Below are 21,519 nucleotides of genomic sequence, written 5' to 3' on the forward strand. Positions count from 1 at the left end.
AATATGCTCCTTGGTTTAGGACAGTGACCAACGCCTAGTGCCATTAGTCTATCAGCTACGCCAATCCGCGCCAGATACTTTTTTCACCATGTTTTCACCAGGTGATCCCATGACAACCATCGATAGTATTTCCGAATTAGCGCATTGGCTTCGTCGCACCGGCCACAGGACCGAGAACGTGCCCTGCACCATCGCGCCCTCCGTGATCTCCGCGCTCGACCGCATCGCAACGCTGTTTTCCCAGTGTAGCCGGGGCGACCAGAGACTGATGAGCGCGTCCTTGTTCATATCGACCTTGCGTGAACATGCGGGAACTCCGGACCGACTGTCCGAGTTCATGGCCTGGCTCGCGACGGCGGCGCCGCAGCGCGCCGCCAGGGTTGCCGATCTACTGTCGGCGGTGGAGAGCTATCGAGGCGACCAGATTGAATTGGCAGCGGCGCTGGACAGCTTCGCCGACCACATCGGTACACCCGAGCTTGCGCGCGACTTCATCAACCTCACGCTGGCTCATGCCGAGCGAACCTGCGCTCGCTACTCCGATCCGCGATACCCTGCCGCCGTGTCATCTCTCGACGACTTCCAGGCCTTGCCGACGTTGCGGCGACGCGAGCTGGAAATGGACTTGCCTTCCATCTGCGCCGACGGAGAGCCCATCGACTTCTACACGGCGACATCCGCGACGACGACCGGTCGATCGTTACTGGTCCCGCACTGCCGCGCCGAGCACGCGGCCTTGTCCGACTGGGGCCTGATGGGCGAGACCGCACCCGCCCCTTCCGGAATGACGCTTCGGCTGATGCCGGCGGGGCGCCTGATCGGAGCGCCGCTCGGCGCCAGCGACACCGTGCTCGCCACCTACGAGACCAACGCATTGCACGAGAATGTGTGGGACCTGTGGGACTACATCGCAGGGCAGGTGTTCGCTGAATTTCCCTCTCCCAAAGGCACGCGGCAGATCGAGACGATCCACGCCACCCCCTCGTTCGGGCTGATCCTTCTGACCAAATACATGCTGCAACGCGGCTTGTCGCCGCGCCAATCCGCCGTCAGAACACTGCTTGTCACCGGCTCCTGGATCGGTCCGGTGACGCGGCGCTGGCTGGAGGACAGCTGGGGCGCACAGCTGCACACGGTCTACAGCTGCTCAGAACTGGTCGGAGGCGCAGTGGAATGCCCGGCCCAGCCGGGCCGCTATCATTTCGCCCCAAACCTGTATCCCGAGGTGCTCGACGCCCAAGGCCGGCAGGTGGCCGAGGGTGCGCAGGGCGGGATTCACCTGACCGCGCTGTATCCCTTTCAACGCTCGGCCGCGTTCCTGCGCTATGAGGTCGGTGACTGGGGCCGATGGGGCGGCCGCGGCCCCTGCCCTTGCGGGCTGCACGGCCCGGCCATCGAGCTCCTCGGGCGAACCACGGACGTGCTGACGGTCACCAGTGCCGATGGCACGCGGTGGCCGATCCCGCCGGTCCCGATCCGCAACGCGCTCGACCGGTTCGACTGCGTGCCGAAGATTCCGCGCCCGCAATACAGGCTGCGGATCGAGCCCGGCAACAGGATCGAGTTGCGCGTCGATGTGGAGTGCTACGCGCTCGCCGGCGCCGATTGGCAGTACCGAACGCGCAACGCCATCGCCGCGGCGATCCTCGACGAAGACCGCTCGATCGGCGGGCTTGCGTCGGCCGGCGAGTTGAATCTCGACGTCAACCTGTTTTCCCGTTCCAAGCTCACCAACATCAGCAGCGTGATCTGAGCCCGAATCCGCGTATCCCACACTGTGTGGCTGCGCGCATCGTGGCTGCGGCGGGCGTGCTCGCGCGCGATAAGATGGCCAAGCGCCCATCGCATCTGCGACGGCGCGGGCATCGCCAGGTCGGTCTCATCCGCAATCTCGCGAGCGATGGGCTCTTGCAATGCGATACGTCTTTTACAACTTGCGCAATATTGCGCCCTGTGTTTCAATCATAAGGTATTTCGTTTTACAAGACATAAGTTCAGTCAAGCGGGCCTGCTATTTGGACCAAACCGCATGTCGTTCATAAAGAGGTTTCGAGACGCCATGACCGAGCCGATGGGTAGGAACGTAATCGCACGGGGTCAGTCATCTTACGGCGTCGAGGTCACGGAGCACCGACTTTCCGAACGTGACCTTCAGGACGATGACGTGGACACGTTGGACCGAGCGCGGGCACCGGCACGCGGCGAAGCCGGTCCGCGGCTGAAATCACCGCAATCATGGCGACAGCCCGACGCCCATCTGGAGACGCTGGTCACGACACCCTGGTACCCCGCGATATTCGAGCTTTTCTCGGTGCTGAACTTCGCCACCCATGATTTCTTTCGGCTCGAGGCCGCATCGATTGCGTTCGCGCCGCTGACGACGGGAAGCATCTCGAGCCCCATGGGTCTGGCCTCCGACTCCGTCCCAGTGCAGGCACAGATCGGCGGCCGCACGATCTATCTTGCCGACTCCATGCAATTTGCGCTGGAGCTGGCGCTGAGGGTGACAGGGCGTCCGACCTACTACTTGCTGCCGTCGTTCCGCGGCGAAGGATCGGACGCGCGCCATCTCAATCAGTTTGTTCATGCCGAGGCCGAGATGCGCGGCGGGCTCGATGACGTCATGGCGTTCGTGGAGCGCTATTTTCGTTTTCTGACACGGGCGCTCCTGAGCGAGGCCCGCAAGACGCTGAACCTGTTTGGAAGCAATATCAAAAGCCTCGACTCCGTCGCGGCTGGAACTGGACCTTTCCGGCGCATCCGCTTTGCCGAGGCCGTGCGCGTGCTGGCCGATTGCGACGGGGCGTTCGAGCGCTGCGAGACCGGCGATCTGCGGATCACCTCCCTCGGTGAGCGGGCCCTGCTCGATCGCCACCGGGCACCGATCTGGATCACCCATATGCCTGCGCGCACGGTGCCGTTTTATCAGGCGATATCGCCCGACGACCCTGAGATCTCGCTCACCGCGGACCTGCTGACCGGGGTCGGCGAGACCGTCGGCGCCGGCGAGCGCGCGTTGACCGACGCGGATGTCATAGCAAATCTCGCCCGCGGGCAAGTCTGTGCGGACGACTATCGCTGGTACATCGACATGAAACGTGCCCAGCCCTGGCGCACCGCGGGCTTCGGCCTCGGCGTCGAACGCTTCCTCATGTGGGCCACCGGGACACGTGACATCCGCGACTGGTCCTTCCTGTTGCGCAATGAATTCGGCGAGGGATCGCCATGACTACCGCGCCGGGATCGATTCACGCGCCTGCGGTGTTCGACCTTTCGTCGCTGACGGAAGCCGACATCGGCGCCATGAGCTACAATGACCTGATCGGCCTCGTGCGAGAAACCAACCGTTTCCCGGGCGGGCGGCGGTCCGTTCATCTGATCGCTTCGCGGCTGATGCTCAACCGCCAATCCCGCGTGCTGGAGATCGGCTGCGCCACGGGGTCAACGTCGATCGAGCTCAGCCGACTCGTCGGATGTCGTCCGACGGCCATCGACATCAACCCGCGCTCGATCGCCGAAGCGCAGTATCGCGCCGCCACGGTCGGCGCGGACGTCGCGTTCATGGTGGCCGACGCCACCGAGGTGCCCTTGCCCGACGCCTCGTTCGACGCCGTGATCTGCGGCAACGTTACGGCGCTCGTCGCGGACAAGTCGGCGATCGTCGCTGAATATCGCAGGCTGCTTCGGGACGGCGGCGTGCTGGTCGCCGCGCCAATGTATTACGTGCGCCAACCGCCAGACGATCTCGTCGAACGCGTGCGTGCCGCCATTCAGGTCGATATCCCCGTGCTGTACCGGCACGACGCGCTCGAGTTCTTTCTGACGCTCGGCTTCGAGACCTACGATCTGCTGGATTTCGAGTTCGACGACGTCGCGCAGCAGAATGTCGATCAGGTCTGCCGCGACGTCCTCGGCCGCGCCCATCTCCACTCGCTTCCCGCCGGCTCGAAGCGCGCACTCGACCGCATCTATTCAGACTATATGACGCTGTTTCGCGAAAACATGGCGACGCTCGGCTTCACCGTGCTGTTCCTGCGCAAAACCCGTTTCATCGAGGATTCCGAGCTGTTCACGGCCCACCCGGTCAGAAGGGCGCCGCCATGACGTCGCGGACGCGCTTCAGTTTCCGCGCCGAGGATTGGGGCGGGCTTGCGCTGGATCGCGAGCGAGACCGGGTCTGGGCGTTCGACAGGCCGTGGTTCGAGCGAGTGCGCCACGACCCCGATCAGATCGCGCTTCGCACCGGCGTGCGCGACCCGTTCTGCTATCGCGGCAATTTCTGGTTCGGCGACTTCCCTCGCCCCGAAGGCTTCTCGCTTCGTGCTCCGATCAGCGTGTCGTGGATGGTGACGCGGCGCTGCCAGTCGGCGTGTATCTTCTGCTGCACGGACAGCCACAGCCGCGCGCCCTTGGGGGCCGACATCGCAACCATCAAGCGTGCATTGGACCGATTGTCGGAATGGGGCGCACTGCGGCTGATCGCGGGCGGAGGCGAGCCCTTGGTCCGGCACGATATTGCGGACATCCTTGACCATGCGAGCGGCCGCGGCCTGGCGCCCACTCTGGCGACCAACGGCTTTCTTCTCGATGCAGGCATGGCCAAACGTCTGGCGCCCTCTGTGATGCAATTCCAGATCAGCCTCGACAGCGTTCGTCCGGATGAGTATGCAGCGTTGCGCGGCGCTGCCGGCGGGCCGCATCTGGCCCTGCGCGCGATCGAGAACGCCGCGGACGCGGGCGGCAACGTCCGCGTAGTGACGGTGCTCAATTCCCGCAACATCGATCATCTCGAAGAGGTCGCGGCCGCGGTCGAGCGCTCCGCGGCGACACAATGGTTTCTCTTTGCCGTACTGCCGAGCGGACGCGGCGCGCGGCTGCAGCACAAGCTCGGCCTGCGCGACCTCGCGGCAGCTCGCGGCCGCGTCGCCGACGTCAGGAAGAACCTGCGCGATGACCTGGCCGTGTGCTTCTGGGGCGACAGCGCAGACGACAGCGTCGCGGTGTATTTGACCGAGGACTGCCAGATCGAACTGAAAGACTATTCGACCAACTCGCGCCGCAATCTCAATCTCGATCTCGGCAGCGCGCTGGTCACCGACTATCACAACGCCTGGCGCCAGATCGACGCGGGGGCAAAACATGCGACCCTCAAGAATTTTGTCTCGCCCGTCAGGGCCGTCTGACATGGCGCGGAGCATGCAGTCGCCGGCCGGACGCCGCAGCAGGCCCCATGTCGCCCTGATCCGTCCGCGGGAATGCACTGGCGTCACCGAGTTCAGTCTTGGGCTTGGCTATATCGCGCGGATGTTCCTCAATGCCGGCTTCGAGGTCACGACGCTTTGCCGTGACCTCACCAATGATCCGACGGCGATTTTCCGCGAAAAACTTCGCGCCACCGATGCCGATCTGTTCGCGATCGGCGGCATGTACGGCTCGTATCCTGACTTCATCGAAATCTGCGGGCTGATTCGCGAGGTCTGCCCCGGCCGGCCGATCGTACTCGGCGGTGCCCTGCCGACCTCGGAGCCCGAGCACGTCATGATGAAGACTGGCGCCGATTATGTGTGCATCGGTCCGTCCGACGATACCGTGATCGAACTAGCACAGGCGCTGGTCGGTGACGGCGACGCCCGCGACATCCACGGCCTGTGCCTTCGCGACGGCAGCGGCTTTCTGCGGACCCACATCCGTGCTCAGCCGCGATTTCTCGATCCGGGCCGCGACAGTTGGCCGGCATGGGAGCTGTTCGACGGTGCCGCCTATACGCGCGGCACGATGTATTACCCGTTCACCGCCGATGACGTCGCGGCACCGATCCTGACCGCACGCGGCTGTCCCTACTCGTGCAATTTCTGCTTTCAGCCGATGGCCTATGCCCGACGCCAGCTCGACGACGTGTTCGACGAGATGGAATGGTTGATCGACCGCTACGGCGTCAACGCCTTCTACATCGAGGACGATCTTTTCATGCTGGATCGCAAGCGCGTGCTGGCGTTTTGCAACGGCGTTCACACGCGTAACTTACGGATCAAATTCACCGCGACCGCCCGATTCAACATCGTCGACAGGGCGCTCCTCGTGGCGCTCAAGGAGGCCGGCTGTGTGACACTGTTCTACGGCGGAGAAGCGACCGACGACGACATCCTCGAACAGATGAAGAAGAAGATCACCGTCGACCAGATGCGCGACGGCATCGCGCAGACCCGCGATGTGGGACTCTTTGCACGCATCGGCTTCATGTTCGGCCAGCCGGGCGAGACAAGCCGGCATCTCGATGCGACGGTGCGCTTTCTGAAGGAAATCGCCTACGCCAACTTCGAACCACGATTGATCTACGGATGCATTCCGTTTCCCGGAACGGACCTGTTCAAGCACTGCCTTTCCCATGATCTGCTGGCCGACGAAGAGGACTTCTACAATCGGTTTCGCTTCCAGAAGCGCCTGCTCGATCAGATGCCCGCGAACATGACGGCGATCCGCAACGCCGACCCGATGGATCTGCTGAGACGCGCCAATGCGGAGTTGCTGGCTTACTATCAGGACAAGGCACCGCAATGGATTCAATCGCTGAACAGCGAACTGACCGCGGCTTGACGCGGGGGCGACGCCAAGTCGATGGCTGGATTCGGTCGCGGAACCTCGAACAGGCATCCGTGTCGGTGCTGAAGCGACGCTATTGGGGCGGCGTGTTTGCTGTCCGCAGCCGCAACGCCCCAGTTTATGTCTGCAAGACCGGCGATGCGTTCTATGACCCCGAGAGCGAAGCGGAGATGTTGACCCGGCTGGCCGCGTCCGGCCTTCCGGTTGCCCGGCCCGTGTATGTCGAGAGTGGCCTGTTGGTGTTGGAGGGCTTCCCGGCCGTTCCCGCGGACTGCCATTGCATCACGCGGGCGGGCAGCGCCGTCGCTGCAATGCACGAAGACGATACGTCCGGACTGTACGGCTATCCAAATTCGACGTTCTTCGGCGCCCTGAAGCTCGATAACGACTGGAGCCAACGATGGTCCAGCTTCTTCATCGAAAGGCGCCTGCGCCGTTTCGCAGCACATGCGCGCGACAGCGCTTGGCTGGCCGACGATCTCGATGACGGTGTTCAGGCAGCAGCGCAGCGGCTGGCGGATATCATGCCTGAGCCCGACCGTCCGGCGTTGCTGCACGGCGACTTATGGGCCAACAACATCCAATCCGTCGAGGGATTCCCGCTGTTCCTCGATCCGGCCGCGTTCTATGGAGATCCAGACTACGATGTTGCCTTCATGGCAACCTATCTCGACATGCGGCAGGCCGCGATCAAGGCCTATCGCCGCGCGCGATCGCTCGGACCGGAGTTCTGGCGTATCAAATTGCCGGCCTACCGGCTGGCGTTTCATCTTGCCCACCTTGCCCTGTTCGGCGAGCGTTTCGCACCGGCGGTGCGCGCGCAGATATCCCATGTCTTGGCGATCTGAGACTTGGAGATCTGAGGCTTGGCGATCTGAGGCTTGGTGCTCTGAGTCTTAGTGCTTTGATTCCCGGCGCTTTGCGTCTTGGCGCTCTGAACATCCGAATCCGAAACATGTCGTCGGGCGCCAGCGACTACGTCATCGGGTCACGCGAAAGTTGACACATCTTATGATTGTATTTGTTGAAATCGTTCTGATGCGCCGCTAAGGTTCGCCAGTTTACAGCTGACCGTCGAATTAGGGAGATGATAATGACTGACTCGAATGAGATCTTATCGCTTGCGAACTGGTTGGCTTCGCAGTCCCTCGATCAATGGACGGAATCGACGCTGACGAATTTGATGGTCTCCCAGGCCGAGCAGATGCCGAACACGATGAGGCGTCTGCAGACGCCCGAAGTGGCGGAAGCGCTGATGACCGCATTCGAAGCGGCCGATGCAATGAAGCGCCTGCAAAATGCGTTGCTACCGGTGGCAGAGGCCGGCTCCGTGTCCGCGCTGGTCGACGCGATTTCCCTCGGGTCGAAAGACGCTCCGGACATCGGCGTGCTCAGCAAGACGCTCGTCACCGTGATGGAAGGCAGCACCAATCCGAAGTAGCCCGCGTGATGCTCTCCGCGCAATCCCGGCAGAGATTTGCCGATTGGCTCACAGACCCGCGCGGTGAGCCGCCCGCTCCCGCAGCTGAGATCCAAGCCATGCTGGCCGGCTTGATCCAGGCAGTGGAGCGCGGCGGCGAGGCGGCGCAAACAAATCTTCTATTCCTCTGGACGCTGCGCGAGGCCTCCCGCGCAAATGCCCAGTTCGCGCCAATCGTTCGGAGCGTCGCTGCCGCGACGCGGGGGCGATTGGACGCGGTCGCGTCTGCGCTTCGGGGCGCCGAGGCGCCTTCCCCGCCCATATCGCCCAACCAGACTGACCGCACGCTGCTCGACCAGCTAAATCTGACGTTGATCCGTGCCCGGCGCACGACAGGGCGCTATGCGGATTCGCGGTTCCCCGCCTACATCTCAAGTCTGGAAGCCTATCGTGAATTCCCGACGCTGGAGCGCGCCGAAATCGAAGACAATGTCATCGCAGTCTGCGCCGCCGGCGCAGCGGTGGATTTCTTCACCGCCACCTCGGCCACGACAACGGGGCGCCCGCTGCTGGTGCCTCACAACCGCTCCGAGCTCGACGCGCTGACAACCTTCTCCACGGCCCATCGGCCCGAGATGGCATCAGCCTCCGACGCGAACGACGACCCGTTTGGGCTGACGCTGCGGCTGATGCCGTCCGGCCGCCTCATCGGCGCGCCGATGGACGGCGCCAACTCGGTATTGGCCACGTACGATACCAATGCCATTCGCGAGAATGTCTGGGACACCTGGGACTACATCATCAGCCAGGTCTTCGTCGAGTTTCCCACCGCGAAAGGGCCTTGCCCGGTCGAGACCATTCACGCTACGCCGGCATTCGGCTTGATCCTCCTGACGAAATACATGGTGCAGCGCGGGCTCGATCCTTCTCAATCCAACGTCAAGCAGCTCTTGGTGACCGGATCCTGGATCGGGCCGACGACCCGGCGCTGGCTGGAGCGGACCTGGAAGGTGCCGTTGTACACGACATACAGTTGTTCGGAACTGATTGGTTCGGCGGTCGAATGCGGCGCGCATCCGGGGCGCTACCATTTTTCGTCGAACATCTTTCCAGAGGTTCTCGACGATCACGGACAGCAGGTCGACGTGGGCAGCAATGGTCGCATTCACCTCACCGGCCTGTATCCGTTTCATCAGGCGGCGGTTCTGATGCGCTACAATATCGGTGATTGGGGACGCTGGCATGGCAGCGGTCCGTGCACCTGCGGCGACCGCCGGCTCGCGCTCGACATGCTCGGGCGCACTCGGGATGTTCTGACGTTCGAATTCCGCTCCGGCCGCAAGGTCAGCATTGCGCCGGTTCCGGTCCGCAACGCGCTCGACCGCTTCGACTATGTGCCGAGGATTCCGCGACCGCAGTATCGGCTTCGCATCGTGCCCGACACGATCCCGCGCCTTGAGGTCGACGTCGAATGCTTCTCGCTGGCCGGTCCGGTCTGGCGGGAGACAACGCGCAATGCCATCGCCGCGGCGATCCTCGAAGAAGATGCCGGCATAGCGGAGCTGGTCGAAAACGGCGAGGTCACCCTGGAGGTCAGGCTGTTCTTCCGATCCGGCATTACGCAACTCAGCAGCGTCATCTGACCATGACGCCCTGGCGAGCGCTGGGCATTGACCATCAACCGCTCGACGTGGACCAGACCGGCATCTTCGTCAGCGCCAGCCCGGCTTTGCGCTATGAGGAGATCCCCGCATCGCGGCTGACACGATTGCTGTCCGACATTCCGGCGCACGGCCTGCGCGAGGCGTTGCGCAGGCATCTCGGCAGCGATGACCTGATCTCCGAGGACTATTTGTTTAGCCGGTCACGCGCGCGGTTCCTGGAGCGAGTGCCGGATTCTGCGGCTCCCGACAGCCGTGCGCTGGAGATTGGCTCGGGCTATGGCCCGATCGTCCGCATCATGGCGCAGCGCTATGCCGAAGTCGTGGCGATCGAAGCGTCCTATGAGCGCCTCCGGTTGTCCCAGCTGTGGCATGAGGAGGAGCGCCTCGCGAACATCAGGTATGTACGCGCAGGGATCGGCGAGATCGATCTTGGCAAATCCCAATTCGATCTGGTTGTAATGAATGGCAGTTTGGAATGGATACCTTACGAATTCCCCGAGCGGCCGCCGCGACAGACGCAACTCGACGCGCTGAGGCGCATTCACTTGGCGCTGCGCCCGGGCGGGATTCTCTATCTCGGCATCGAGAACCGCTTCTCGCTGTTTGCATTGGCCGCGCACCCCGACCCGCACACAGGCATTCCGTTTCACTCCGTGGTGCCTCGCAAGGTCGCGGACCTGCTCGCCCGCATGCTCGTGCGCCCGCCACCGACGGTGCCAAGGGTGGACAGGCATCGCAAGTACCTGAACTACACGTACTCATATGGCGGCTATCGGCGGCTTCTGCGTAACGCCGGTTTTGGGGAAATCGCGGCGGCGGTGCCGTGGCCATCGTATAACCGACCCGAGCAGATATTGACCGGCGCGCGCGAACTCGTTGCCGCCTATCGCCAGCATCCGCTCTACCGCCTCGCCGCCTGGACGGGCGGGATCTATCCGGCGGCCCTGTGGTCCATGGCGCCCGGCTACGGCATCTATGCGCGCCGCGAGCCTGATCGCGCCAGCGCATCGCGGACCGCGGCCGCATTGTCTGGGTCAGTCAGTACGTCCGCATCGGATAAGCGAAAATCTACCGCCCAGCTGTAACGCGACCCCATAGCCGGCGAGCACAATTGTTCCAGGCGGGCGCGGTCCTGGCCCGGATGAGCGACAACACAGTGCCGACCGTCGCCCCGCTTGGCGATAAAGGCGAGCAAGGCTTGCAGCTTGGTCTCGTCGGGCCGCGACGACAGATCCAGGAAACTGTTGAACCAGGACGGTTGAGGACGCAGGCCCATGCCGATATCCCGGCAGGGCAGGCCCGCGGCAAGGGCGATGTCGGCCGCCAGTCCCGGCGCCGGCGCGTCGATATGAAAATTGAAGCTGTCCAGTGCCAGTCCCAGTGACCGGCCGCGCGCGATCTGGGCCACGCCTTCGGCGATCAACAAGTCCGGCGGTACAGCTCGGAGATCGGCCGGGGACGACGGCAACGCCCCATCCGCGCCGTCGAGCCGGCCGGTGATCGATGACCATTTCGCGCGGTCCCATTCGCTCGCGTAAGTGAGATGCACGCTGACTGCGACGTCCAGGCTGCGCACCATCCGCGCGGCGTCGGCGGCCGACGGGCCCACGGCCATCCAGGCGACTTCCTGCACCGTCCCCATCGCACAGGCCGCGAAGATCGCCGCGTCAATGGCAGGGTGCATGCCGAGATCGTCAGCCCGGATCCGCACGGACCCTTCGGCCCTCACGGTCTAGAACTCCCCAACGCAGTCGAGGAGGGCCGCGCCGATCCGCCGCGCTGCCACGTCGACGATGTCGGGCGAAAAGCCGTCGGTGACGAAGTTGACGTCCTCACGAAGCAGCACGCCGTGGCTCGCGGCAAACGTCTGAAGCCTGCGCATGCGACTGACATGGTGAGATCTATCGTCAGCCAATCTGAAATAGGGCATCGCCGGATGTCCATGCACGACGCTGCCAAGCCTGGCGTGCTGAGCAATCTCATTGACGGTGTCGGCCAGCGCCTTGCCGGCTTCGACCATGCGGTTTGGATAGTTGGTGCTGCGATAATAGGCCAGCGCGGAACGGCATACCGCCAACGAGAGTGCGTCGCCGCCATGCGTCGCCGAGATGTGCAGCGTGGCCATTGCGGGCCCGTGCTCGCTCTTCATCGTGAGGGCGGCGATCGGCACGCCCGCGCCTAAGCTCTTGCCCCAGCACATGGCATCCGGATCGAGCCCGAAATGAGCGGAGGCGCTGCCGCCTGGAAAGCGGAAGCAAGTGACGATCTCGTCCATAATCAGCAGGGCGCCTTCAGCCCGAACCAACGCCTGAATCTCATGCAGGCGCTCGCGGTCGATGATGCGGTGATAGGGCAGAGCGAGAATCAGGGCCGCGATCCGGCCGCGGTGCGCGTCGAATGCATCCTCGATGGAGTCGGGACCGGATCGCGCGAATGGGTCGATGGGATGATGCAGACCGGCAAGTGCCGCGGGCACGCCGGGCGAGCCGGTCATGAACATGTCGTTGCAGCCGTGATATCCGCCGCTGAGAAACACGTCGCGCCCGGTCTGCGCCCGCGCCAGCCGGATCGCGGCCGCGGTCGCGTCGCCCCCATTCTTGAAGAACCGGACCAGCGGTGTCGCGGGAAACACCTGCGAGAGTTGCTCGGCAGCCTCGAGCTCTGCCACGGTGGGCAGTGAGTGAATGAGGCCTTTGAGCGCCTGTGCTTCGATCGCGGTCGTCACCGCCGGATGATTGTGGCCCAGCGACAGCGCGCCGAGCCCTGCGATCATATCGATGTAGCCATTACCATCCACGTCCCAGACGAAGGGACCGTCGCCGTCGTCGATAAAGACCGGAAAGCCGCTGGCGGGAAAATTCAACCGCCGCTTCATGAACGTCTGCGTCTCGCCAGGGATGACCTTCAGCGCCCGATCATGGTAGCTGAGCGATCGCGCATGACTGGCCGAGGGTCCCGGCTTTTTCGGCAGAGCCCGGTGCGTGCGGGCGGGTGCAATATCCTTCGCCAGGGTGCGCGCCGCCAGCCAGTCGCGGCCAATGTCCTCGAAAAGAATGTCGTTGGTCCAGTAGACCGGACAGCGGTGGTGCATGCCGTTGCGCCGGACCCATTCGCGGACCCGCTCGTCCGGACATCGCGACGGCGTGTCCTCCTCCATCAGCGCCTGCAGATAGGTCGCAGGCCAGCGCCGCGCATCGTGAATGTGCGGATGCAGCGGCATGTAGTCGTGCGCCCAGCTCGGACTTTGCAGGCGGAACAAGGCCAGACCGCCAGCCTCGACCGGGATCGCTTCGGCCGTCCGTTCGAAGGTGCCATGCGCCGCCGCGGTCGGACTGGTGAGGGCGATCATGCCCGCATCGAGCGCCTTGAGCGCACCCACAACCGATCGCGGCCGGACTGGCCCGAGACATCGCCAGTCGTCTTCCAGATACAGGCAATAGCGCGCACGCGCCATGCTGAGCAGCGTCACCACGGCACGCTGCAAGCCGACATTGCGCTGGAATCGGCGGACTTCAACGCTGCCGATACGGGCGTCGACCCTGGCCAGACCTTCGAGCCACGCTTGGGTTTCGCTGATCTCGGCTTCGTCGACGCCGTAAGCAGGGTCGATCACAACGCCCACATGCAATCGGCCGTCGAACTCGAGATTGTCAAGCAGCGACCGATAGGTTTGCTGGATCAGGCTCCGTCCGACAGAGGTCGTCAGGATATCTAGATCCATGGGCCCATCCCTCTACCTCATGCGTCTACGCGCGGAAACAGGCTTTCGATTTCGACCATCTCCCGGCCTGCCGGCAGACGGTCAAGTTGCGGTACCCAGGGGGTGCCTACGCTTGCCTCAAACGGGCAGCCGAGCGTTGCGAGCGCCTTGTCCGCAGCGGTCGGAATGATCTGACGCACGCCTTCCAACACCAGCCGCAGCGCATCGAGGGTCACATAGATGACCGTCGCGCAACGCGGTGCCGTTTCCGGCTTCTTGATGAGATCCCATGGCGCCTGCTCAGCGAAGTAATTGTTGAGCATATCGCAGGCCGTCACCACGGCCTGGGTCACCCGGGGAAGCTCATACATCTCGAACGGTTTCGCAAAGCCGCGCGCTGCGTCGAGCGCGGCCAGGCGGACGCGTTCGTCATCCGCGGTGAGGTCTCCCCGCGCCGGAATCCGATCCTCGAAACGAGCCTTGGCAAACTTGCCGGCGCGCGAAAACAGATTGCCGATCCTGTTGCCAAGTTCGCTGTTGTAGGTCTGCCGGATCAGCTCGATGGAGATCATGCTGTCGGAATCCGAGCGCATGTTGCGCGCCAGATAGTAACGCAACGCGTCCGATCCCAGCAACGACACCACCTCGAACGGATCGACAACATTCCCGAGCGTCTTCGACATTTTCAATCCGCCGGTGCCCAGCCAGTGGCCGTGCACGGACAGCTGTTTGGGCGGCTTCTCACCCAGCGCCATCAGCATGATTGGCCAATAGACGCCATGTGTCTTGAGGATGTCCTTGCCGATCAGGTGTTCGGCCGTATCCCACCACAGCTCATAGCCGGGCTTCGGCCATCCGAGGTTCGTCAGATAGTTGATCAGCGCATCGAACCAAACATAGGTCACGTACTCGTCGTCGAACGGCAGGCGCACGCCGAGTGAGACGCGGCGCACCGGCCTCGAGATGCACAGATCCTCGAGCGGGTCGCTCAGCATGTTGAGCAATTGCGAACGGAACGAGGGTGGCGAAATGAACTCAGGGTTATCGTTCACATGGTCGATCAGCCGCTGGCGGAACGGCTCGATCTTAAAAAAGTAGTTCAGTTCGTCCAGCTCTTCAGGAATCAGAGTCGGATGATCGGGACAGCGGCCGTGCTCGTCCAGATCCGACGGCTTCTTGAACTGCTCGCAGCCAGCGCAATAGATACCCGTGTACTGCTTCTTGACGATCAGCCCGGCATCCATCAGGCGCTGCTCGATCAGCGCGACCTGCTCCATGTGGAACGGACGGCTGGTCCGGACGAAGAAATCGTACCCGACGTTCAGCGTGTCGAACAGGCGCCGGAACTCGCTGCTGCGCATGTCGAGATAGTCGCTCGCGGAAAGCCCGCTCGCGATGGCCGCGGCTTGGTTCTTCTGTCCGTGCTCGTCGCAGCCGGTCGTCATCTTCGTCTCGAAGCCGGCGGCCTGACGATTGCGCTTGAGGATGTCAGCCATGATCGACGTGTGCGCATGACCAATATGCGGCGCGGCATTCACGTAGTAGATCGGCGTGGTAACGTAGCTTCTCATGCTCTCTCTTGAATCCAGTTCGCGTAAAATCGATTTGCGTTGGCGCTAAATCGATCATCTTGGCGTTCATCGGCAGCAGTGTCACAATATATAGCGTACTCTGCTTTCAATGTAAGTCCCCACCACCTGCAGAACGGTTCGGAGGACCCGAACAGGATGCGATCCCCTAGCCCGAATTCGTCGGCAAGAATCTTCGGCAGCGCGCCATAGGCGCCCGGCCCGACCACCGGGTCCTTGGCGGGGAAGATCTCCCGCCCGCCTTCCGTCCAGCTCCCATAGGAGGAATATCCGGAGAGATCGGTCCATACATTGGAAATGCACGCAGCGCGCTGCAGTGCACTGCGAGACAATCTCAGGGCGTGCAGCAGATTGAACCTGATCGCTGGGTTGGCCTCGGCGACTTCGATCGCGTCCAGTGGGCCGTAGGCATTGGCGTGGATCGCATCACGATAACTCGGCTCCTCGCCAGTCCCGACGTGAATGCTCACCGGCAGATCCAGGCGTTTGACGATCGTCCAGAAGGCATCGTCGCGCGCCAGCCGTCGAAGGTCGACCTTGCACAGGATCGGCCATATGATGATACCTGCAAACTTGCCGCCGTCGCGCTCGAGAAATGCGCGGCTCTCGACATCGTTCGGATTGATCGCGGCGACCGGAAGCAGACGCGGCTCGATGGCCGCACATTGGAGAACCGCTGCGTTCTCCTCTCGATAATTTTGTTCAGGCGCGGAAGGGAACGGGCAAGCCGCGGCGCGCCAGCGGCCATCCGGCGCCACCTCTGCAAACATCGTCCTGATCTCGTCTAGCCCGAGGCGGTGTGCAAGCTCGGGCTTGTTGGCCGCAAGCCAGTCATCACGACCGAGGAGGAGGTGGCTGTCGAAGATGCTCATACGACGGTGTCCTCCATGATCGTCAACGTTGCCGCGTTTGGATCGAGCGTGGCCATCGCACCGAGCGGCAAGGTGAGGATCGGCGAGGTATGTCCAATCGACAGCCCGAAAAGCATTGGCAGTCTCCGGCGCGCCGCAAGTTCTGTAGCCAGACCGAGGATTGTCGCGCCGTCATCGACACAGAAGGGCAGTCCGACCACCATCCCGGCGGCGTTTGCGAAGATGCCGGCGAGATCGAGCGCCGTCAGATCGCGGCGGACCTTTTCAAGCTGTCCGAAAGCGGCCTCCCAGAACACGATCGCGCCGGACGTATCAGGCATTCGTCCGGCCGCAATCATCATCACCAAGGTGTCGAGATTGCCGCCGATCAGGGGTCCCCGTCCGACCTGCGTACCGAAACCGCGCGGCCCCGGCGGAGCCTGGCGGGCCGGTGCTGTGTCGTCGTCCCGGTCCCAGAACTGAAACGTCTCCGACAGAAGCGGCGGGTTCGTCACCGTGCGGTACCCTTCTGCCGGCGTCACCATCCGCAGCAGATCGGCGCCCTGCCACGGCAATATGGCAGCCTCGCCGAAACTCGGCAGCAATGCCGGGCCGTGAAACGTCACCCGTCCGCTGCGCCGGTGGAGGTCGAGCAGCAGCGCGGTGGCGTCGCTGAAGCCGACGATGGGTTTGGGATGGGCGCAGAACAGGTCGAGGTCGAGCGCCAGCGCGACGTCCAGCGAGGCATATCCGCCGGTGCCGCACATGATCAGTCCGACCTCGGGATCGCGCAGCAATGCTTCCAGATCTGACGTCCGTTGTGCGGTATCGCCGGAGAGCCGACCGAGGCGGCCCAGCGCATGAGGCGCCATCTTCACGACGCTGCCGAACGTCTCCCGCAAATGGGCTATCCCGCGGTCCAGCCGGCGCGGGAATTCGCTGATCGAATGCGACGGACAGAAGACGCCAATCGCATCCTGCGCCGGTACGAACGCACGAACAGGGCGCATCAGAGCTTCCTTGCGAGGACGATCTGCTTGGCATGGTCCGGCGCGAATGGCGTTTGGTCGAAGTCGCCATACCTGGCCGAGGCGACGAAACCGGACGCCGCAAGCAGCGCGTCGAGCGCAGCCGGAAAGATCTGCCGCATCGTGGACCGGCTGCCGGCCAACGGACGGCCGCTCGCGGCATCCACGATCCGCCAGGTGACGTGAAGCAGCTGCCTCTCATCGTCGTAAGCCGTGTCTTCATACAGGGCGACCTCGCAGCCGGCGCATGCGCTGAAGAAGCGGCGCATCAGCACGTTGTGCCGCGGCCCCGATAGAAACACGTCTGACGGATTGAAAACGTCGAACGCGAACCACCCGCCGGGCGCCAGATGATCGCGGATACGGGTGAGAGCCTGCACCAGATCCACATCGGTTTCGAGGTGCTGCAAGGAATTGAGCCCGCAGACCGCCAGATCGTAGCACTCTGGCTGCTGGATGGTGCGCATGTCTCCCAGCAGCCACTGAACCGATCCGGACCGCTGGCGCGCCCGCGCCAGCATGGCGGCCGACGCATCCAGCCCCGTCACCCGCGCACCGCGCTGTGCGAGCCGCACGGAGATCTCGCCGGTCCCGCAGGCGACATCCAGCACACGTATCCCGGGGTGTGTGACGAGCGCTCCGTAAAACTCGAATTCCTTCTCGCGCCCCGGGTGCAGCTCTTCATAAAAGTCGCAAAGATCGTCGTAAAAATCGACCGCGGGCTGCTCAATCACACGTTTCCCTTAGTCATTGACTGCTGAGACGATTACAATCTTTAATAGCAGACAAACGAAGTCGAGCATAGCTTGATTTTTGAGACGAATGGGCGCGCATGCGGAATTGGGCGGCAGAACACGAGGCCGGACGATGGTCGTTTCTCTCGGAGCCGCCCGAACAGGGCCGGCTGGCCCTAGTCGCGGCTCTAGCCAGGATGTACGGCGAAGGCACCGTGATTGACGTGGGCTGCGCCCGCGGTGAGCTTCGGCACTGGCTCGATCCCAGAGTGTTTCACCGCTATGTCGGTGTCGATATCACCGCCGCTGCGTTTCGCGGCGCCGGTCCATCGGACATCGTCTCCGAATGGATTGAAGCCGGCATCGAAAGCTACGAGCCGCCACCGATACCTGGAGCGGTGATCGTGTTCAGCGAAGTCCTTTATTATCTCGAGCGCCCCGAGCGGGAACTCGTCCGATTATCGCAGGCGCTGAAAGCCAACTGCGCGCTGGTGTCGATCACCGTCCCTGGCACGCGTCACCCCGAGTATCGTGACCGGGTCGCCGCGATCTGGGAGGCAATCGGCCGGTTGACGTGGCGCATGGCGGCGGATCTCACACTGGCCGACGAACGTGGCGGCGAACGCTGGCGCATCGCCGCTCTTGTCCCATTATGACGGTCAGTGTCTCCGGCGCCATCGACGCACTCGTCGCCGCCAATCAGGCCGCGCCGGCGCGCATCGTGACCGCTGCCTTCCCCTTTGTCCCTGCGGAGCTCGGCCTCCCGCATTTTGCCTCGACCTACCTGCCGGCTGATACGCTCAATCGCGTCTATCGCTTCCTCGGCTATCGCTCCGCTCTCGTCGGTGGCACCGACGTGCACAGCATTCAAGTCAGTCGCGACGGCAAGACGCGAGCGGGCGCGGACAGCTTGTGCGAGGAATTCGACCGCGCCTACCGCCGCGCATTCGACAGTTTCCGGGTCCACTACGATCTCTATTTGCGCACCGATGACGAAGCGCACACACGCTTGACCCACGCGGCGCTCCGGCGGCTGGAGATCGATGCGAACATTAGCCCGAGGCCGACCAATCAGTTGCGGTGCACCCAGTGCGACGCCGCCCCGCCCGAGCGCCTCACGCGACAGCCGAACGGGCCCGCGGTCTGCCCGTGGTGCGGCTCCGATGCCTTGACAACCGAGCAGGCGACGCATCTCTTCGTCGATCTTGAGCGGTTGCGCGCGACGATCGTCGGCGACGTCGCGCTCCACAGCGGCGCACGCCGCTGGATCGACAACATCCTGGCCGCGCCGCTCGAGCCCTGGTGCATCACGCGCGACAATCGGGTCGGCATGGATCTGCATCGGCCGATCGCCGGCAAGAGTCTCTATATCTGGTTCGAGTCGCTGGTCGGCTATGCGACCCTCGCGCAGGGACTGGAGGACCGGGGCTTTCCGGCTGCGCAGGCCGAGTTCAGGCACTTCTTTGGCAAGAACATCCTCTATCATCACGGCATCCTGTGGCCGGTGATCGCGCGCGCGGCCCTCGGCATCGACAATCGGTCGCAGGCCTGCATGCGCGGCTTCGCCGATTCCGACTGCCGCTGGGCGGACGCATATCGGACCGATCCGGCGCTGCGCCTGTACACGCTGCTGAAAGTCCCCGACGACGGCAGCGATTTCCGGCTTGCGGAGGCCGAGTTTCGGGAGTTTCGTCGCAAGATCTGGACCAACAAGATCGAGAACCTCCTGAAGCGCCTGGCGCTGTGTGAGATCGAGCCGCGTGGTCCACTGGAGCCCGATCCGTCCTGGCAGGAGGCAGTCGACCGGACGATGATGCGGATCTCCGCTCTGGCCGACGCCGGTGCAGTCCGCCGCATCGCCGAAGAAACCCTCCGCTTCGTCAGGTACACCGGCAGCCTCTGCGTCGACCGCGGCATTCTGTGGTCCGACCAGGCATCGCAGCGCGGGCGAGCCTTCGGCATGCGCCGCCTCTGCTTGGCACTCTTGAACCTTGTGACGCCGGGGATTGGCGATGGCCAGTTCGCGCCTGACGACCGGACGTTCCTGGCTGGCGCCGGCGGGCGGATCGATACCGCGCAAAGAGTGGGACCATAGGCCACAGCCTCGTTCACGCACGTGATCGACTGCGCTGCGTGCATGCGCTCCTCCGACACTCAAACTCGTTGTTACTATGCTGCAGGCAAGTGACCGTCTTCTCGCGGCGCGTGGCGCGTCCAAGTTGTGCCGCATGAGACCCTCTCTGGCGAAAGGTGGTGCGAGTTTCAACAGGGCAGGCCCCGCCGCAATATCTGCGTCCTGGCCCGGAGTGAGATGAAATGCGCAAGGCCCCGCAGTCAGGATCGCTCAGCGCGTGGATTTTCGTGGTCTGTCCGCCGCGCGAACGGCCGATCGCCTGTTCATGCTCCCCCTTTTCCACCGCTTGCCGAGCGATGGGCTTTGATCGAGGTGGAGTCGATTGACAAGATCACTCCGTCCTTGCCGCAGCGGGCGAGCGCCTCAAAGATCGCCTGCCAATGCCGCGCTTTGCCCAGCGGTTGAAACCGATTGTAGATCGTCGTGTAGGGGCCATAGTCTGGCGGGCAATCGCGCCAACGCGCGCCGCGCTGAAGCATATGAATAATACCGCTGATGATGCGCCAATCGTCGTCGCGCGCCGGGTCCGTCTGGTTCGTTGGAAGATGCGGCTCGACACGAGCCCACTGTCTATCGTTCAGCCAAAACAGTTCTTTGCGCATCGAATTCCCTTGGGCCGAATTATTTCGGTCCAACAGAATCAGAAAACATTAATTAGGCACAGAAACTAAGGTCACCTCTTGCTGATTCTGTTAAACTGACCATGTTCTTCGTCTCTGGCCTCTGAATGCGAATGCGCTCGGCTGCACAATGCAGCCGAGCTTTTTGTCGGTTTGGACAGCTCCGGCCACGGATTCGCAGAAGACTGACCTTGCCCGAAAGCTTCAGCCGATCGCAGTCGCCTCGATAGCGTCACCGTCAACCCAACTTCCGGATACTGTCGACCGGAGGCTCGGACGCACGATACACGCACCCTCTTGAGGAACAAGTCCCGCCTTTTCGCTGGCCCGCCTGGCCGCATGCCCTACTACTTCCGCCGGAATAGGAAGCGGACGCCTCTTCCCGGGTTCCCTGGCTGCAGCGAATTCATGAACGCCTATGCGACGCTCCTAAGCGACCGGGGGATTGACCGATCGCTATCCAACTGCCGGGGTGCGGGGCTACAAGTCGAAGAAAATCCATACCTGGAACGAGACCGAAATAACGCTCTTCAAGCGCCACTGGGCGGAAGGCACACGGGAGCGCCTGACCTTCGCGCTGCTCCTCTACACGAGCCAACGTGGGTCTGACGTCTATCGGATGACTTGGGCAGACATTTCGAGAGGTGCAATCCTGGTTGCACAGCAGAAGACTGCCGCTCACCATTCCGATCCACCAGGCGCGCTGGATCGCGTGCTTTCCACTGCGAACCGCAGCCATTCGACAATCCTGGCGACGGCTTATGGCGAGCGGTTTTCGGTGAAGGGCTTCGGCCAGATGATTTCGGCTGCGATCCGGGAAGCAGGGCTTCCCCGACGCTGCAAAGCTCACGGGCTCCGAAAAGCAGCCGCGCAGCGGCTGGCCGAGGCCGGGTGCTCCGCAAGCTAGATCGCCGCGATTACCGGGCACAAGACGCTGGCAGAAGTCGAGCGTTATACGCGCGCTGCGGACTAAGAGCGGCTGAGAGACAGGCGATCCAGCGGCAGTCCGAAAACCAAAGTGGCAAACCGCCACTTGGCGAAGTGGCAAACTCCGCGAACGAAGCCTTAGAGATCAATAGGTTAGCTAGGAAAATGGCGCTCCCTGGGGGGATCGAACCCCTGTTTCAGCCTTGAGAGAGGATCACGTCACAATAGACCGCACCAATGTTACGAGGTGGG

18 protein-coding genes and 1 pseudogene are annotated in these 21,519 nt (G+C 63.1%); 12 read left to right on the plus strand and 7 right to left on the minus strand.

Features of this window, described 5'->3' with window-relative positions; translation table 11 throughout:
• Positions 1 to 109: 109 nt before the first annotated feature.
• The 9 genes from ACQR1F_RS08820 (at position 110) to ACQR1F_RS08860 (ending at position 10,769) form a co-directional block, all read left to right on the plus strand.
• Complete coding sequence (locus tag ACQR1F_RS08820; protein ID WP_434912856.1) at positions 110 to 1,753, plus strand: hypothetical protein; 1,644 nt, start codon at positions 110 to 112, stop codon at positions 1,751 to 1,753.
• 306 nt (positions 1,754 to 2,059) lie between these two features.
• Entirely contained in the window at positions 2,060 to 3,229 is a 1,170-nt protein-coding gene (locus ACQR1F_RS08825; protein ID WP_434912857.1) for an asparagine synthetase A, read from the plus strand.
• Positions 3,226 to 4,104, plus strand: a complete 879-nt coding sequence (locus ACQR1F_RS08830) for a class I SAM-dependent methyltransferase (RefSeq protein WP_434912858.1) — start codon at positions 3,226 to 3,228, stop codon at positions 4,102 to 4,104. The genes ACQR1F_RS08825 and ACQR1F_RS08830 overlap by 4 nt, the downstream gene beginning before the upstream one ends.
• 143 nt (positions 4,105 to 4,247) lie before the next feature.
• The gene (locus ACQR1F_RS08835) at positions 4,248 to 5,183 is read left to right on the plus strand and encodes a radical SAM protein (RefSeq protein WP_434912859.1); all 936 of its coding nucleotides are present in this window, start codon (positions 4,248 to 4,250) and stop codon (positions 5,181 to 5,183) included.
• Between the two features lie 13 nt (positions 5,184 to 5,196).
• The gene (locus tag ACQR1F_RS08840) at positions 5,197 to 6,594 is read left to right on the plus strand and encodes a B12-binding domain-containing radical SAM protein (RefSeq protein WP_434912860.1); all 1,398 of its coding nucleotides are present in this window, start codon (positions 5,197 to 5,199) and stop codon (positions 6,592 to 6,594) included.
• A 59-nt stretch (positions 6,595 to 6,653) separates the two neighbouring features.
• Positions 6,654 to 7,448, plus strand: a complete 795-nt coding sequence (locus ACQR1F_RS08845) for a fructosamine kinase family protein (protein ID WP_434912861.1) — start codon at positions 6,654 to 6,656, stop codon at positions 7,446 to 7,448.
• A 245-nt stretch (positions 7,449 to 7,693) separates the two neighbouring features.
• The gene (locus ACQR1F_RS08850; protein ID WP_434912862.1) at positions 7,694 to 8,041 is read left to right on the plus strand and encodes a hypothetical protein; all 348 of its coding nucleotides are present in this window, start codon (positions 7,694 to 7,696) and stop codon (positions 8,039 to 8,041) included.
• Positions 8,042 to 8,139: 98 nt separating this feature from the next.
• Positions 8,140 to 9,663, plus strand: coding sequence for a hypothetical protein (locus ACQR1F_RS08855; RefSeq protein ID WP_434912863.1), 1,524 nt, complete (start codon positions 8,140 to 8,142; stop codon positions 9,661 to 9,663).
• A 2-nt stretch (positions 9,664 to 9,665) separates the two neighbouring features.
• Entirely contained in the window at positions 9,666 to 10,769 is a 1,104-nt protein-coding gene (locus tag ACQR1F_RS08860) for a class I SAM-dependent methyltransferase (protein ID WP_434912864.1), read from the plus strand.
• Here the strand turns inward: ACQR1F_RS08860 and ACQR1F_RS08865 are convergent.
• The 6 genes from ACQR1F_RS08865 to ACQR1F_RS08890 are packed head-to-tail and all read right to left on the minus strand — an operon-like array spanning position 10,658 to position 17,586.
• Positions 10,658 to 11,368: a ChbG/HpnK family deacetylase gene (locus ACQR1F_RS08865; protein ID WP_434912865.1), complete on the minus strand. Its 711-nt coding sequence runs from the start codon at positions 11,366 to 11,368 to the stop codon at positions 10,658 to 10,660. The two genes, ACQR1F_RS08860 and ACQR1F_RS08865, sit on opposite strands and share 112 nt — an antisense overlap.
• 48 nt (positions 11,369 to 11,416) lie before the next feature.
• Positions 11,417 to 13,405, minus strand: a complete 1,989-nt coding sequence (locus ACQR1F_RS08870) for an aminotransferase class III-fold pyridoxal phosphate-dependent enzyme (RefSeq protein WP_434912866.1) — start codon at positions 13,403 to 13,405, stop codon at positions 11,417 to 11,419.
• Between the two features lie 17 nt (positions 13,406 to 13,422).
• Positions 13,423 to 14,955, minus strand: a complete 1,533-nt coding sequence (gene metG, locus ACQR1F_RS08875; RefSeq protein ID WP_434912867.1) for a methionine--tRNA ligase — start codon at positions 14,953 to 14,955, stop codon at positions 13,423 to 13,425.
• Positions 14,952 to 15,845, minus strand: a complete 894-nt coding sequence (locus ACQR1F_RS08880; protein WP_434912868.1) for an amidohydrolase family protein — start codon at positions 15,843 to 15,845, stop codon at positions 14,952 to 14,954. Before ACQR1F_RS08880 ends, metG begins: the two co-directional genes overlap by 4 nt.
• On the minus strand, positions 15,842 to 16,834 hold the full coding sequence (locus tag ACQR1F_RS08885; protein ID WP_434912869.1) for a S66 peptidase family protein: 993 nt from the start codon (positions 16,832 to 16,834) through the stop codon (positions 15,842 to 15,844). Before ACQR1F_RS08885 ends, ACQR1F_RS08880 begins: the two co-directional genes overlap by 4 nt.
• Positions 16,834 to 17,586 carry a class I SAM-dependent methyltransferase gene (locus ACQR1F_RS08890; protein ID WP_434912870.1) on the minus strand — a complete coding sequence of 251 codons (753 nt, stop codon included), beginning with the start codon at positions 17,584 to 17,586 and terminating at the stop codon, positions 16,834 to 16,836. Before ACQR1F_RS08890 ends, ACQR1F_RS08885 begins: the two co-directional genes overlap by 1 nt.
• A gap of 98 nt (positions 17,587 to 17,684) precedes the next feature.
• Here ACQR1F_RS08890 and ACQR1F_RS08895 point away from each other — a divergent pair, with 98 nt between their 5' ends.
• Positions 17,685 to 18,242, plus strand: a complete 558-nt coding sequence (locus ACQR1F_RS08895; RefSeq protein ID WP_434912871.1) for a class I SAM-dependent methyltransferase — start codon at positions 17,685 to 17,687, stop codon at positions 18,240 to 18,242.
• A complete protein-coding gene (locus ACQR1F_RS08900) occupies positions 18,239 to 19,681 on the plus strand; it encodes a class I tRNA ligase family protein (protein ID WP_434912872.1) in 1,443 nt (480 codons plus the stop codon). The genes ACQR1F_RS08895 and ACQR1F_RS08900 overlap by 4 nt, the downstream gene beginning before the upstream one ends.
• 147 nt (positions 19,682 to 19,828) lie before the next feature.
• On the opposite strand, the pseudogene ACQR1F_RS08905 reads toward ACQR1F_RS08900, so the two are convergent.
• Positions 19,829 to 20,322 (minus strand): annotated as a pseudogene (locus tag ACQR1F_RS08905) (IS5 family transposase); the annotation flags it as partial.
• A 463-nt stretch (positions 20,323 to 20,785) separates the two neighbouring features.
• Between ACQR1F_RS08905 and ACQR1F_RS08910 the strand changes: the two are divergent.
• Entirely contained in the window at positions 20,786 to 21,247 is a 462-nt protein-coding gene (locus ACQR1F_RS08910; RefSeq protein ID WP_434912873.1) for a tyrosine-type recombinase/integrase, read from the plus strand.
• Positions 21,248 to 21,519 lie beyond the last annotated feature (272 nt).

The sequence above is a fragment of the Bradyrhizobium sp. HKCCYLS3013 genome, assembly GCF_051167615.1.
Classification (GTDB): domain Bacteria; phylum Pseudomonadota; class Alphaproteobacteria; order Rhizobiales; family Xanthobacteraceae; genus Bradyrhizobium.

Coding starts and splice junctions, on each gene's coding strand:
- ACQR1F_RS08850 (WP_434912862.1), top strand. CDS start 7,694: ATGACTGACTCGAATGAGATCTTATCGCTTGCGAACTGGTTGGCTTCG.
- ACQR1F_RS08855 (WP_434912863.1), top strand. CDS start 8,140: ATGCTGGCCGGCTTGATCCAGGCAGTGGAGCGCGGCGGCGAGGCGGCG.
- metG (WP_434912867.1), bottom strand. CDS start 14,955: ATGAGAAGCTACGTTACCACGCCGATCTACTACGTGAATGCCGCGCCG.
- ACQR1F_RS08870 (WP_434912866.1), bottom strand. CDS start 13,405: ATGGATCTAGATATCCTGACGACCTCTGTCGGACGGAGCCTGATCCAG.
- ACQR1F_RS08860 (WP_434912864.1), top strand. CDS start 9,666: ATGACGCCCTGGCGAGCGCTGGGCATTGACCATCAACCGCTCGACGTG.
- ACQR1F_RS08900 (WP_434912872.1), top strand. CDS start 18,239: ATGACGGTCAGTGTCTCCGGCGCCATCGACGCACTCGTCGCCGCCAAT.
- ACQR1F_RS08885 (WP_434912869.1), bottom strand. CDS start 16,834: ATGCGCCCTGTTCGTGCGTTCGTACCGGCGCAGGATGCGATTGGCGTC.
- ACQR1F_RS08880 (WP_434912868.1), bottom strand. CDS start 15,845: ATGAGCATCTTCGACAGCCACCTCCTCCTCGGTCGTGATGACTGGCTT.
- ACQR1F_RS08840 (WP_434912860.1), top strand. CDS start 5,197: ATGCAGTCGCCGGCCGGACGCCGCAGCAGGCCCCATGTCGCCCTGATC.
- ACQR1F_RS08825 (WP_434912857.1), top strand. CDS start 2,060: ATGACCGAGCCGATGGGTAGGAACGTAATCGCACGGGGTCAGTCATCT.
- ACQR1F_RS08830 (WP_434912858.1), top strand. CDS start 3,226: ATGACTACCGCGCCGGGATCGATTCACGCGCCTGCGGTGTTCGACCTT.
- ACQR1F_RS08895 (WP_434912871.1), top strand. CDS start 17,685: ATGCGGAATTGGGCGGCAGAACACGAGGCCGGACGATGGTCGTTTCTC.
- ACQR1F_RS08820 (WP_434912856.1), top strand. CDS start 110: ATGACAACCATCGATAGTATTTCCGAATTAGCGCATTGGCTTCGTCGC.
- ACQR1F_RS08865 (WP_434912865.1), bottom strand. CDS start 11,368: ATGCACCCTGCCATTGACGCGGCGATCTTCGCGGCCTGTGCGATGGGG.